We start from the raw sequence: 13,568 nt of genomic DNA, 5'->3' as shown, positions 1-13,568 counted from the left end.
GCGTCTGCAGGCCTCGCAGCCACTCCGATGCATTTTGTTGGTGAACACAACATAAGCGACGAAGGTGGCGAAAGCAAGTCCGCATTTGGATGCTAGCCCGCACAATTGCTGGGTAGAACAGTTAGTTTTCGGCAACAACATACGGGCCGCTGCAGGCGCATTCTCGCCCGGCGGCGCCCGCAGGCTCAGGCGGCGGCGAGCGCTCGAGCGGGGTCCGCGATCAGGTCGGCCAGCACCAGCTCGGCCGCGCCGATGAGCAGCTGATCGGTTCCGAGCTCCGCCTCGACCACGGTGACGCCCTCCCTCGCCGAGTGCACGACATCGTCGAGCAGGTCGGGTGCGCCGTGCGCGCGGGCCCCCCGGTACAGGGCGGCGAGGAAGCCGCCGAGCACGAGCAGCGAGGGGTTGAACACGTTGACGGCATTACGCGCCGCGATCGACAGCAGCGCGTAATCGCGCTCGATGACGGCGAGCGCTACTGGATCCTCCGTGGCGACCAGCCGGTCGGCGAGGGATGCGGCCTCCGCCGACGCGAGGCCCACCGATGCCAGCAGCTCCGCCTGGGTGACCTCGGCCTCCAGGCACCCGCGCGATCCGCAGGAGCAGTGCCGGCCGTCCGATCGGACGAACGTGTGCCCGAACTCCCCCGCGTACCCGGCGGCACCCGTCAGCAGGCGGCCCCCGCCGATCGCGCCGCCGCCGATCCCTGACGCTCCGCCGATCATGTACACGAGGTCGTCGACGCCGCGCCCGGCGCCGAACGCGCTCTCGGCCCGCAGGCCGAGGACGGCAGCGTTGGCCGCCCAGACCCGGTACCCGGTCGCGGCGGAGAGCATCCCGGCCAGCGGTTCGTCCACCCAGCCGAAGTGCGTCGCCTCCCGGACCATGCCGTCCGACAGCCGCACCTGGCCGGGCACTGCGACGCCGATCCCGGCGATGCGGATGCCGGACTCCCCCGCCAGCATCCCGGCGATGCCGGCGGAGGCCAGCGTGACGGTCTCCGCGGCCGACCGGGCCGACGCGGTCTCGATGCGGACCCGCTTGAGCACACGGCCGCCGAGACCGACGAGGCCGACGATCACCGCATCCACTTCGGGGTTCACCGCGACGGCGGCGACACTGCCCGAGACGCGGACGACGGGGCTCGGACGACCGGCGCGACCGCCTCCTGGCGTTTCGTCCACCTCGACCAGGTCGAGGGCCGCGAGTTCCGCCACCAGGTCGCCGACCGTCGAGCGGTTCAGCCCGGTCAGGCGGGTCAGGTCGCTGCGCGACAGAGCTCCGTCGCGGTGCACGAAACCGAGCACGGTCGCCAGGTTGCTGCGGCGCAGCGCGTCCGTGGCGCCGCCCGACGACGGGCGCACGGTGCTCAGCTCGGATGCGGACATGGAATGACCATAACGCGCGGCGTGCAGCCGCTCGGTCACCGGGTTCGGTCGCTCACCAGCTCTCGGGACGCGCGCCCAGCGGCACAGGGGCCGGACGCTCGACGGTCGACGCGAGCTCCACCACCGTGTGGGTCGCCCCGGCCCGGATCACCGACTCCATGATCTCGAGCACATGGAAGGCGAGCTCGCCGGAGGCCCGGTGCGGGCGGTCCGTCTCGATCGCCCGCGCCATGTCGGCGAGGCCGTAGCCGCGACCGGCGTCCGCGTAGCCGGCGGCGACCGGCACCGCACGGAACTCGCGGTCGTCGGCCGTTGCCAGCTCCACCGGGTCGGAGAACATGTTGGGGTCGGGCACGGCGATCGTCCCCGCGGTCCCGTAGACCTCGAACTTCGGAGCGCGCGTCGCCCACACCTCGAACGAGACGGTCACGGTCGAGATGACGCCGGACGCATGCTCGAGGAGAGCGGTGACGTGGGTGTCCACATCCACCGGGATGGTCGAGCCGGCGAGCGGGCCGGTCGCGACTGTGCGCTCGCGCGTCGACCGGCCGGTCGCCCCCGACACCCGCACGACCGGACCGAAGAAGCTGACCAGGCTGGTCAGGTAATACGGCCCCATGTCGAACAGTGGGCCGCCGCCCGGCTGGTAGTAGAACGCCGGGGCCGGGTGCCACAGCTCGTGGCCCGGTGCGCTCCAGGCGACGGCGGCGGCGACCGGGTCGCCGATCCGGCCGTCGTCGAGCAGCGCGAGGGCGGTCTGGATGCCGGTGCCCAGCACGGTGTCCGGAGCGCTGCCGATCCGCAGGCCCTGCGCCGCAGCCCGCTCGAGGACCGGTGCCGCCTCCGCGGTCGAGAGAGCCAGCGGCTTCTCGCCGTAGACGTGCTTGCCCGCGGCGAGCGCGCGGAGGGCGATCTCGGCGTGCGCCTGCGGGATCGTGAGGTTGAGCACCGCATCCACCTCGGGATGCGCGAGCAGCTCGTCGACCGAGAGCCCTAGCACGCCCTGCTCGGCGGCGACCGCGGAGGCGCGCTCCACATCCAGGTCGGCGACGGCGGTCAGACGCAGGTTCGGCAGCTGCGGGAAGTGCTCGAAGTACTGCCGGCTGATGTTGCCGACGCCGATGACGCCGACGTTCAACGGGACGCCCACAGCATCCCCCTCTCGATGATGGTGCGGACGGGCTGGCTCTCGACGATCTCCAGCCGGTGGCCGGGTGCCGAGACGAAGATGCGTCCCTTCCCCCACTGCCGGGTCCAGATGGCCGGAGCGGTGACGGGGCGGTTCCACGCATCCCACGGGCGGACGCTCTGGGTGGTGGTGGCGAGGACGTCGTTGTACTCGTCGCTGAGCACCCAGTACTGCTCGGTGACCAGGTCGAAGTCGTCGATCCCCTGCGTGATGGGATGCGTCCGGCCGTAGTCGGTGATGTGCACGGTGTACGGGATGTAGTTGTCCGACTGCTCGCCGACGCGCTCGGCCGGATCCTTGCCCGCGTGATGGGCGAACTGTCCGCCGATCATGTGTAGGTAGTCGGCGTTGTTGCGGTACGAGTCGGCGATCCCGCCGTGCCAGCCGGCCATCCCCGTCCCGTTGAGCACGGCCCGCTGGAGGCCGCGGAACTCAGGCTCCTCGATCGTGTTCATGGTGTTGACCTGCACGACGAGGTCGACGGTGTCCATGAAGGCGTCGTCCGCGTAGACGGCCGTGCCCTCCTCGACCCGGGTGTCGAAGCCGTTCTCGCGCAGGAAGGGGAGGAACAGCTCCGTGGTCTCGACGGGCATGTGCCCATCCCATCCTCCACGGACGATCAGTGCCTGCTTGCTCATGCTTCCTTCCGGTGGTCGCCGCCGGCTCCTGAGTTTCTCTGCTTTTCGCACGCCATTCGGCCGAAAAACTCAGGAGCTGCGGGCGTGGTTCAGGGGATCGGGGTCCAGGCGCTGCCGTCGGCGGCGCTGCGCTCGACGGCGTCGAGGACGCGCTGGATGTGGAGGCCGTCGGCGAACGACGGCTCGGGGTCGGTTCCGGACGCGATGGCGGTCACCAGGTCGACGACCTCGTGGCTGAACGCGTGCTCGTAGCCGATGGCGTGACCGGTCGGCCACCAGTTGGCCATGTAGGGATGCTCGGGCTCGGTGACGATGATCCGCGTGAAGCCCTGCTCCCCGGCCGGGGCCGTCGCGTCGTAGAACTGCAGCTCGTTCATCTCCTCGAGGTCGAACGCGATGGCACCGCGCGATCCGCTGAGTTCGATGCGGAGCGCGTTCTTGCGGCCGGTCGCGTACCGGGTGGCCTCGAAGGCGCCGATCGCGCCGTCCGCCTCCCCGCCTTCGAGCCGGGCGGTGAACCAGGCGGCGTCATCGACGGTGACCTTCCCGCGTTCTGTGGATGCGGTGCCGGACAGGCCGACGCCCTCGCCGAGCAGCGGGCGCTCCTCGACGAAGGTGGTCAGCGTCCCGGAGACAGCAGCGAGCTGGGAGCCGGTGAGGTGTTCGATGAGGTCGACGGCGTGCGCCCCGATGTCGCCGAGCGAGCCGGAGCCGGCGAGCGCCTTGTCGAGGCGCCAGGTCATCGGGCCGTCCTCGTCGCGGAGCCAGTCCTGCAGGTAGAGCGCGCGCACCTGGCGGATGGCGCCGAGGCGCCCCTCCTGAACCAGCGAGCGGGCGTAGCCGATGGCGGGGACCCGGCGGTAGCTGAAGCCGACCATCGAGCGGATGCCGCGGGCGGCGGCGCGCTCGGCGGCGGCGGTCATCGCCTCCGCCTCCGCGACGGTGTTGGCGAGCGGCTTCTCGCAGAGCACGTGCTTGCCGGCGTCGAGGGCGGCGATCGCGATCTCCGCGTGGCTGTCGCCGGGTGTGCAGATGTCGACGACGTCGATCTCGGGGTCGTCGATCACGGCGCGCCAGTCGGTCTCGGCGCGCTGCCAGCCGAACCGGCGGCGTGCATCCTCGACGCGGGCGGCGTCGCGGCCGACGATCACGGACATGACCGGCTCGGCGGGGAGGTCGAAGAAGCGCGGGGCGGTGCGCCAGCCCTGCGAGTGCGCTGCGCCCATGAACCCGTACCCGATCATGGCGACCCGGAGCTGCGGCTTGTCGTCGGTCATCGTCGGCCCTTCGTCTGGCGGTACCCGTGCGACGGTAGTTCGCGGGCGGCGGGGGAGCAAGTTTCCTGCGGGGGTTGGAAAACTTTCGTCAAGCGGCGGGCGCTGCCGTCGACCCGCGCTCGACCAGAGCGGTCGCAAGCTCGAGCCGGGTGTTCTCCACCGCGCCGGCCCGGAGCCGCAGCGCGAGGCGCGTCGCCTCCTCCGCCATCTCCTGCAGCGGCTGCCGGATGGTCGTCAGCGGCGGTCGCGCCCACGCCGCGGACGGCGCGTCATCGAAGCCGACCACCGACACATCCCGGGGCACATCGAGGCCGAGCGCGAAGGCGGCGTCGTACACGCCGAGCGCCTGCATGTCGTTGCCGCAGACGATGGCGGTCGGGCGGTCCGGCGACGCGAGCAGCCTGCGCCCTTCCCGCTCGCCCTCCGCGCGCGAAAACCCTCCCCCGCCGATCTCCGACGGCACCGGGAGGCCCGCCTCCTGCAGGGCCGACTGGTATCCGGCGACCCGAGCGCGGGAGCACATCAGATCGGCCGGGCCGGCGATCGCCGCGATGCGCCGATGGCCGAGCGCCAGCAGGTGACGGGTGGCGGCGACGCCTCCCGCCCAGTTGGTGGCCCCGATGGCGGGCACGTCCGGCGGAGGGTCGCCGGCGGGATCGACGACGACGAACGGGATGTTGCGGGTGCGCAGCTGGCGGCGGTGGTCGGCCGTCAGGTTCGAGAACTGCAGCACGATCGCGATCGGCTTGCGGCGGAGCACCCCGGTGATCAGCTCGTCTCCGACCGCGTGGTAGTCGCCGATGGTCGAGAGGGTCATCGCCAGCCCGTTCTCGCGGGTGACGCGCTCCACGCCGCGGATGACCTCGACGGACCACTCGCTCGCCAGGTTCTCGATGACGAGTTCGACGGTCTCGCCGCGTTCCGCATCCACACCGCGGCGGGCGTACCCGGAGTCGTGCAGCAGCTCCTCGACGCGTCGGCGGGTGTCGGCGGACACGCCTGGGCGGCCGTTGAGCACCTTCGACACCGTCGACAGCGACACGGACGCCTCGCGCGCGATGGCCTCCAGGGTGGGGCGCGTTGGTGCGGGCATGGAGCCACTGTCGCACACACCGTCGCACGCCGGGCCGGTCCCACGCTCGGCGCCCGGCTGTGCCACAATGACGCCCAGCCTCTGCCGCCCGCGTTGCGAAAACCGTTCAGAAAGCGAGACCGATGCCGCTCACCGACCTGACCCACTCCGAACTGCTCGCCTTCCGTCCGGAGGTCCAGGAGTCCGCCGACTTCGACGCCTTCTGGGAGCGCACGATCGCCGAGGCGCGCGCCGCCGGTGGCGTGCCGGAGCTGACTCCCGCGGACTCGCCGGTGACGCAGCTGCGCATCGACGACCTGGTCTTCCCCGGGTTCGGAGGGGAGCCGGTGCGCGCCTGGGTGTCACGGCCGCTCCACGATGACGGGCCGCTCCCTGCGGTCGTGCAGTACCAGGGGTACGGCGGCGGCCGCGGGCTGCCGGGCGAGAACGTGGCGTGGGCACTGGCCGGCTACGTGCACGTCTTCGTCGACACCCGCGGGCAGGGCAGTGGATGGGGCAGCGGCGGAGACACGCCCGACCCGCACGGCTCGGGTCCGGCCACTCCGGGCGTGATGACCCGGGGCATCCACTCGCCGGAGACGTACTACTACCGCCGCGTCTTCACGGACGCCGTGCGCGCCGTCGACGCCACGCGGTCGCTGCCGTTCGTCGATCCCGACCGCATCGCTGTGACCGGCGGCAGTCAGGGCGGTGGGATCGCCCTCGCGGCCGGCGCACTCGCGGGCGACGTCACGGCCGTGATGCCGGATGTCGCGTTCCTCTGCGCGTTCCGCCGCGGCGCGGAGGTGGCGGCCGGCGGACCCTTCCTGGAGCTCGCGACCTACCTGTCGGTGCATCGCGACGAGGTCGCTGACGTGTTCCGGACCCTGTCGTACTTCGACGGGGTCAACTTCGCCCGCCGCATCCACGCGCCCTCGCTGTTCTCGGTGGCGCTGATGGACACGGTCGTGCCGCCGTCGACGACCTTCGCGGCGTACAACCATCTCGCGGCGTCCGACCGCGCGATCGAGGTGTACCCGTTCAACGACCACGAGGGCGGCGGCGGCGCCCACTGGCGCACGCAGGCGGCCTGGCTGGCCCCGCGCTTCCGCTGACCGCGGCCCGCACCCCTTGTCCCCTCCCCATCGGAAGATTTGCGCCAAATCGCGGTTCTCGCGCTCCGATAACCACGATTTGCGCCAAATCGCGGCCGGACCGGTGCCGGCAGGGACGGAAGGTCAGGCGGGCGGGGCGGTGGTCGCGCGGCGCACCAAGCGGGTGGGGAGGCGGACGTGGATGCGCTCCGGCGTCTCGCCGTTCATCAGCCGGATCAGGAGGTCGGCGGCCGTCGCGCCCAGGCCCTGCATCGGCTGCCGCACGGTGGTCAGGGGCGGGCTGAACTGCGACGCCTCGGGGATGTCGTCGAAGCCGACCACCGAGAGGTCGCGCGGCACGTCGAGGCCGAGCTCGGCCGCGACCTCGATGACCGCGATCGCGGAGATGTCGTTCGCCGCGAACACCGCCGTCGGGCGGTCCGCCCGCCGCAGGAGCGGCAGCGCCACCTCGCGCACGGTGTCGTGCTCGTAGCGGCCGACGGCCACCAGCGACGGATCGAACGGGATGCCGGCCTCGCCCAGCGCGCGGCGGTATCCCGCGTCGCGGAGGCTCGACGAGCGGAGGTCCGGACGACCGGCGACGAAGGCGATACGGCGGTGGCCCAGCCCGATCAGGAAGGCGGTCGCGTTGCGTGCGCCGCCGAAACTGTCCGACTCGACGGTGGGCAGGTCGGCCCGTCCTGCGTGCGGGTCGATGGCCACCATCGGGACGTCGGCGTTGGCGTTCACGACGGTCGGAGTGACCATGATCACGCCGTCGATGAGCGTGCCGCTGAGCCGGCTCAGCGAGCGCCGCTCCCATCCCTCGCTCGACGGCTGGCGTGAGCCGCTGTAGGCGAGCAGGTCGTAGCGCGAGTCGTGGAGCGCCGTCCCGACGCCTTTCAGGATCTCGGCGGAGAACGGTTCGAAGTCGGCGACGAGCACGCCGATGACGCCGGTACGTCGCGAGCGCATGCTGCTCGCCACGAGGCTCGACTCGTAGCCGAGCTCCTGCACCACCTGCAGCACGCGCTCCACCGTCGAGGTCGCGACACCGTACCGGCCGTTCACGGCCTTGGACACGGTGGCGACCGAGACGCCGGCAGCAGCAGCCACATCGCTGATCGTCGGACGCCGTCCCATGGCGACCGAGCATAGCGTAGAAAAGGTTTTCGAAAACGTTTGACACAATCCCCGTCGCTTGCGACACTTCCGACGTCCCCACCTCAACGAAGAGAACAGGTTGGAATCACATGAAAGGCACCAAGCTCCTCACCGGGGCCGCCGTCGTGATGGCCGGCGCACTCGCACTCACCGGGTGCAGTGGCGGCTCCGACAGCTCCGGCGACGGCAAGGTCAACATGACCCTCTGGCAGAACTCCACCACCGGCCCCGGCCAGGAGTTCTGGAAGAACGCCGTCGCAGCATTCGAGAAGGCGAACCCGAAGGTCACCATCAAGGTCCAGTCCATCCAGAACGAGGACCTCGACGGCAAACTGCAGACCGCTCTCAACAGCGGCGACGCACCCGACATCTTCCTGCAGCGAGGCGGCGGGAAGATGGCGGCGATGGTCAACGCGGGTCAGCTGATGGACATCACCGACAAGGTGTCGTCCGAGACCAAGAAGAACATCTCCGAAGGCTCGTTCAAGGCGGAGACCTACCAGGACAAGGTGTGGGCCATGCCCATCGCCGTGCTCCCGGGCGGTCTCTTCTACAGCCAGGATCTGTTCAAGGCGGCAGGCATCACCGAAGCGCCCAAGACGATCGACGACCTCAACGCCGACGTCACCAAGCTGAAGGCCACCGGGGTCTCCCCGATCGCCCTCGGCGCGAAGGACGCCTGGCCGGCCGCGCACTGGTTCTACTGGTTCGCTCTGCGCGAGTGCGCAGGATCGACCATGGAGAAGTCGGCCGACTCGAAGTCGTTCAACGACCCGTGCTGGCTGAAGGCCGCTGAGGACCTGAACGACTTCGCCAAGACCCAGCCGTTCAACGAGGGCTTCCTCACGACGACCGCACAGCAGGGCGCCGGAAGCTCGGCGGGCCTCGTCGCCAACCACAAGGCGGCGATGGAGCTCATGGGCGCGTGGGACCCGGGCGTGATCGCGTCCCTGACCCCCGACCAGAAGCCCCTCCCCGACCTCGGCTTCTACCCATTCCCGGAGGTTCCGGGCGGTAAGGGCGAGCCCGGCTCCATCATGGGCGGCGTCGACGGCTACTCGTGCTCGGTCAAGGCTCCGAAGGAGTGCGCCGACTTCCTCAACTTCGTCGCATCGACGGAGCAGCAGGAGGCCTACTACAAGGCCTTCAACGCCCCGCCGGTCAACTCGGAGGCGCAGAAGGTCGTCACCGAGCCCTACCTGAAGGATGTGCTGGCCGCCTACAACGCAGCCCCGTACGTCTCACAGTGGCTCGACACCGTTCTCGGACAGAACGTCGGCAACGCGCTCAACGTGGCGGTCGTCGACATGCTGGCCGGCAAGAGCGACCCGAAGCAGCTCATCCAGGCGGCCAATGACGCCGCCAAGAAGGGCTGAGGACTCTCCTCGTGACACACATCCGCGAGAACACGTCCCCCGGCCTCGTGCCGAACGCGGGTCTCGCGCAGCACGGCGGGGGCGGCGCAGTCGCGTCGCCCCCGTCGCAGCCGCGCCGCCGCAAGCGCACCGGTTGGGCCATGCGCCTGGAGATCGCTCTGCTGGCCGGACCCGCAGCCATCGTCTTCCTGGCCTTCGTGATCTTCCCGGTCGCGATCGCCGCCTACTACGGCTTCTTCCGCTGGCAGGGATACGGGCCGGCCACCGACTTCATCGGCCTGCAGAACTACATCACCATCCTCCAGGACTCCGCCTTCCAGCAGGCTCTGCTGCACAACGGGATCATCGTGATCGGCTCCCTGGTGCTCCAGGGGCCGGCGGCCATCCTGCTGGCGCTCCTGCTCAACCGCAAGATGCGCGGGCAGTCCCTGATCCGCGTCCTGATCTTCGTGCCGTACGTGATCGCCGAGGTCGTCGTCGGCACCGGGTGGAGCCTGATGCTCTCCACGAAGGGCGCCCTCAACGGGCTCCTGGAGAACCTCGGGCTCGGGTTCCTCACGCAGGACTGGCTGTCCAACCCGAGCCTGGCGATCTGGACGCTGCTGGCCATCCTGACCTGGAAGTACGTCGGCTTCGCCGTCATCCTCTTCCTCGCAGGCCTCCAGGGCATCCCGGAGGAGCTGTACGAAGCGGCCGCCCTCGACGGCGCGTCGTACTGGCAGATCCAGCGACGGATCTCCCTGCCGCTCCTCGGCCCGACGCTGCGCATCTGGGCGTTCCTCTCCATCATCGGAGCGCTCCAGCTGTTCGACCTCGTCTACATCATCTGGGGCCAGTACGTCGCCTCCACCGCCGGCACCTCGACCATGGCGACCTACATGGTCGCCAACGGCCGCAACGCCGGCAACTTCGGCTACGGAAACGCCGTCGCCGTCGTCATCTTCCTGATCTCCCTGATCGTCGCCCTGTTCTACCAGCGGTTCGTGCTGCGGCGCGACACCGAGGGCGCGCTCACGGGTGACAGGCGCACCGGAAGGAAGAAGCGATGAGCGCCTTCACCGTCATCCCCGACGCGCCGGACGCGCCGGGCGTCCTGGATGCGCCCGACCGCAAGAAGGCCAAGGGGCTGCCCTGGGGCTCCCCCACCGTCTACTTCGTCGCCCTCGTCGTCATCGCGCTGATGCTGGCGCCGATCGCGTACATCGTGATCGGCGGGTTCCGCACCAACTCCCAGATCACGGTCGACCCGGCCGGCTTCCCCAACCCGTGGAACGCCGCCAACTACATCGGCGTGCTCACGGGCGGGGTGTTCTGGCAGGAGGTGCTCAACTCGACCATCGTCGCCGTCGTGACGACGGTCGGCGTGATCATCCTCGGACTGATGGCCAGCTACGTGCTCGCCCGCTACCAGTTCCGCGGCCGCGGCGCCCTCTACGCGCTGTTCGCCGCCGGGCTGATGTTCCCGATCACCGTGGCGATCACCCCGCTGTACATCGTGGTCCGCAACCTGGGCCTGATGAACTCGCTCGGAGGCGTGATCCTCCCCCAGATCGCCTTCGCCCTGCCGACGACGATCATCATCCTGGTGCCGTTCCTCCGCGCCATCCCCGACGAGATCCAGGAGGCGGCCTTCATCGACGGCTGCAGCCGCCTGGGCTTCTTCTGGCGGATGGTGCTGCGGCTGTCGCTTCCGGGCGTCATCACCGTCGGCATCCTGGCCTTCATCGCGAGCTGGAACAGCTACCTGCTGCCCCTCTTCCTCCTCAACAACGAGGCGACGTTCACGCTGCCGCTCGGGGTGCAGGCGTTCTCGTCGCAGTACTCCGTCGACACCGCCAAGGTGCTCGCGTTCACGTCGCTGTCCATGATCCCGGCGCTGATCTTCTTCAGCCTGTTCGAGCGCCGCATCGTCGGCGGCCTGACCGGCGCCGTCAAGGGCTGACGCCCGCACGTCAAGAAGTGTGAGATCGACATGACCGAATCCCTCCCGCGCTCCACTGCGCCCTCCGAGCGCGTGAGCGCCCTCCTCGCCTCCATGACGCTGGAGGAGAAGCTCGCCCAGCTGGTCGGCTTCTGGGTCGACAAGGGCGACGAGCTCGTGGCGCCGATGGCCGGCGAGATGGGCAACCCGGGCGCGTACGCGGACGCCACCGTGCACGGCCTCGGGCAGCTCACCCGCGTCTACGGCACGCGACCGGTCGAGCCGGTCGAACGCGCGGCCTGGCTGTGGGCGGAGCAGCGCCGGCTGAAGGAGGAGACCCGGCTGGGCATCCCCGCGCTGGTGCACGAGGAGTGCCTGACCGGGCTCGCGGCCTGGAAGGCGGCCACGTTCCCGACGCCACTGGCGTGGGGCGCGTCCTTCGACCCGGAGCTGGTGGAGGAGATGGCCGGCCTGATCGGCATGTCGATGCGCGAGCTGGGCATCCACCAGGGGCTCGCTCCTGTGTTGGATGTCATCCGCGACCCGCGCTGGGGACGCGTCGACGAGTGCATCGCGGAAGACCCGTACGTCGTCGGCACGCTCGGCACCGCTTACGTGCGCGGGCTGCAGGGCGCCGGCGTCCACGCGACGCTGAAGCACTTCGTCGGCTACTCCGCGTCGCAGGCGGGCCGCAACCACGCGCCGGTGCACGCCGGACCCCGCGAGGTGCGCGACACCCTGCTGCCTCCGTTCGAGATGGCGCTGCGGGACGGCGGCGTCCGGTCGGTCATGAACTCGTACGCCGAGATCGACGGCATCCCCGTCGCGGCGAGCGCCGAGTACCTCACGGGCGTGCTGCGCGACGAGTGGGGCTTCGACGGGACGGTGGTCTCCGACTACTTCTCCGTCGCCTTCCTCCACACCATGCACGGCGTCGCCTCCGACCTGGGCGAGGCCGCGGCGCTCGCGCTCGCGGCCGGCATCGACGTCGAGCTGCCGACGGGCGACGCGTTCCTCGAGCCGCTGGCCTCCCGCATCCGATCGGGCGAGGTCGACGAGGCGCTGGTCGACCGCGCCGTCCTCCGCGTGCTCGCGCAGAAGGAGGAGCTCGGCCTGCTGGACGAGACCTTCGACGCGCCTCCCGCATCCATCGATCTCGATACTCCCGCCCACCGGGATGTCGCCCTGCGGCTGGCCGAGGAGTCGCTCGTGCTGCTGACCAACGACGGCACGCTGCCGCTCGCGTCGGCACCGGCGAGCATCGCGGTGCTCGGCCCGAACTCCGACGCCCCGGAAGCCCTGATGGGCTGCTACTCGTTCGCGAACCATGTACTCGCGCACCACCCGGAGGTGCCGCTCGGCTTCGAGCTGCCCTCCGTGCTGGAGGCGGTGCGCGCCGAGTTCCCGTCCGCCTCGGTCGCCTATGAGCGCGGCTGCGACGTGGAGGGCGACGACCGCTCCGGCATCCCCGCAGCGGTGGCCGCGGCGAGCGCAGCGGACGTCGCCGTGGTCGTCGTCGGCGATCGCGCCGGCCTGTTCGGCCGCGGGACCGTCGGCGAGGGCAACGATGTGGAGAGCCTCGAGCTGCCCGGCATCCAGCGCGAGCTGGTGGAGCGTGTCGTCGCGACCGGCACGCCGGTCGTGCTCGTCGTGCTCTCCGGCCGCCCGTACGCGATCGCCTGGGCGGTCGAGGGCGTCACCGCCCCAGCGGCGGTGCTGCAGGCGTTCTTCCCGGGCGAGGAGGGCGGCCGTGCGCTGGCCGCGGTGCTCTCGGGGCGGATCTCGCCCTCCGGGCACCTCCCCGTCTCGCTCCCCCGCTCGGCCGGCGCGCAGCCGTACTCGTACCTGCACCCGGTGCTCGGCGGCCCCAACGAGATCACGAGCGCGGACAGCACCCCGGTGCTGCCATTCGGTCACGGGCTCTCGTACACGACGTTCGAGCACAGCGATCTGGTGGTCGACGGAGAGGTGGCCGCTGGGGGGACGTTCGCCGCGAGCGTCCGCATCCGCAACACGGGTGAGCGCGCCGGAACCGATCTGGTGCAGCTGTATGCACGGGATGTGCAGGCGAGCGTCACCCGTCCGGTCGCGCAGCTGCTCGGCTACCGCCGGGTGGAGCTGCAGCCGGGCGAGGAGGCCGTCGTGCGGTTCGCCGTGCCGACGACCCGCCTCGCCTTCTCGGACCGGTCGCTGGCCCGCATCGTCGAGCCCGGCGCGGTGGACCTGTGGGTCGGGCCGTCGTGCGACCTGCGCGAGACAACGGCCGCGCTGACCATCACCGGTCCCGTTCACGAGGTCACCCCGGCGGACGCCCGCCTGGTGACGGCGGACGTCGAGACGGCTACCGTGGGTGCCGTCTTCACGGACGCCCGCTGACCGGCGCCGCGAGTTCACTCCCCGGACTCGCGCTCGCCCCGCCAGTGCTGTATAAGTTTATTGAAACAACAAA

General features: G+C 70.6%; 11 protein-coding genes. 5 read left to right on the top strand and 6 right to left on the bottom strand.

Annotated elements, in window-relative coordinates; all coding sequences use genetic code 11:
* Window positions 1–185 precede the first annotated feature (185 nt).
* The 5 genes from ABIC47_RS08375 to ABIC47_RS08355 all read right to left on the bottom strand — a co-directional run bounded on the left by ABIC47_RS08375 (window position 186) and on the right by ABIC47_RS08355 (window position 5,534).
* A complete protein-coding gene (locus ABIC47_RS08375; protein ID WP_354479317.1) occupies window positions 186–1,388 on the bottom strand; it encodes an ROK family transcriptional regulator in 1,203 nt (400 codons plus the stop codon).
* A 52-nt stretch (window positions 1,389–1,440) separates the two neighbouring features.
* Window positions 1,441–2,538, bottom strand: coding sequence for a Gfo/Idh/MocA family protein (locus ABIC47_RS08370; protein WP_354479314.1), 1,098 nt, complete (start codon window positions 2,536–2,538; stop codon window positions 1,441–1,443).
* The gene (locus tag ABIC47_RS08365; protein ID WP_026307058.1) at window positions 2,523–3,215 is read right to left on the bottom strand and encodes a ThuA domain-containing protein; all 693 of its coding nucleotides are present in this window, start codon (window positions 3,213–3,215) and stop codon (window positions 2,523–2,525) included. The genes ABIC47_RS08370 and ABIC47_RS08365 overlap by 16 nt, the downstream gene beginning before the upstream one ends.
* Before the next feature lie 89 nt (window positions 3,216–3,304).
* Window positions 3,305–4,492: a Gfo/Idh/MocA family protein gene (locus ABIC47_RS08360; RefSeq protein WP_354479310.1), complete on the bottom strand. Its 1,188-nt coding sequence runs from the start codon at window positions 4,490–4,492 to the stop codon at window positions 3,305–3,307.
* Window positions 4,493–4,580: 88 nt separating this feature from the next.
* The gene (locus tag ABIC47_RS08355; RefSeq protein ID WP_020075548.1) at window positions 4,581–5,534 is read right to left on the bottom strand and encodes a LacI family DNA-binding transcriptional regulator; all 954 of its coding nucleotides are present in this window, start codon (window positions 5,532–5,534) and stop codon (window positions 4,581–4,583) included.
* A 173-nt stretch (window positions 5,535–5,707) separates the two neighbouring features.
* On the opposite strand from ABIC47_RS08355, the gene ABIC47_RS08350 reads away from it, so the two are divergent.
* The gene (locus ABIC47_RS08350; protein ID WP_354479307.1) at window positions 5,708–6,679 is read left to right on the top strand and encodes an acetylxylan esterase; all 972 of its coding nucleotides are present in this window, start codon (window positions 5,708–5,710) and stop codon (window positions 6,677–6,679) included.
* A gap of 123 nt (window positions 6,680–6,802) precedes the next feature.
* On the opposite strand, the gene ABIC47_RS08345 is transcribed toward ABIC47_RS08350, so the two are convergent.
* The gene (locus tag ABIC47_RS08345; RefSeq protein WP_018189882.1) at window positions 6,803–7,801 is read right to left on the bottom strand and encodes a LacI family DNA-binding transcriptional regulator; all 999 of its coding nucleotides are present in this window, start codon (window positions 7,799–7,801) and stop codon (window positions 6,803–6,805) included.
* A gap of 110 nt (window positions 7,802–7,911) precedes the next feature.
* On the opposite strand from ABIC47_RS08345, the gene ABIC47_RS08340 reads away from it, so the two are divergent.
* Genes ABIC47_RS08340 through ABIC47_RS08325 form a run of 4 tightly spaced genes read left to right on the top strand, consistent with a single transcriptional unit; the run spans window position 7,912 to window position 13,495 of the window.
* Window positions 7,912–9,198, top strand: a complete 1,287-nt coding sequence (locus tag ABIC47_RS08340) for an ABC transporter substrate-binding protein (RefSeq protein ID WP_020075550.1) — start codon at window positions 7,912–7,914, stop codon at window positions 9,196–9,198.
* A gap of 11 nt (window positions 9,199–9,209) precedes the next feature.
* The gene (locus ABIC47_RS08335) at window positions 9,210–10,247 is read left to right on the top strand and encodes a carbohydrate ABC transporter permease (protein ID WP_018189880.1); all 1,038 of its coding nucleotides are present in this window, start codon (window positions 9,210–9,212) and stop codon (window positions 10,245–10,247) included.
* A complete protein-coding gene (locus tag ABIC47_RS08330; protein ID WP_018189879.1) occupies window positions 10,244–11,140 on the top strand; it encodes a carbohydrate ABC transporter permease in 897 nt (298 codons plus the stop codon). Before ABIC47_RS08335 ends, ABIC47_RS08330 begins: the two co-directional genes overlap by 4 nt.
* Before the next feature lie 30 nt (window positions 11,141–11,170).
* Window positions 11,171–13,495: a beta-xylosidase/alpha-l-arabinosidase gene (locus ABIC47_RS08325; RefSeq protein WP_354479301.1), complete on the top strand. Its 2,325-nt coding sequence runs from the start codon at window positions 11,171–11,173 to the stop codon at window positions 13,493–13,495.
* Window positions 13,496–13,568: the final 73 nt, after the last annotated feature.

Origin of the sequence: Leifsonia sp. 563 (assembly GCF_040545055.1) — a bacterium.
Classification (GTDB): domain Bacteria; phylum Actinomycetota; class Actinomycetes; order Actinomycetales; family Microbacteriaceae; genus Leifsonia.
Note: the sequence above shows the minus strand (reverse complement) of the source record. Positions and strands in the feature narration are given on the sequence as shown.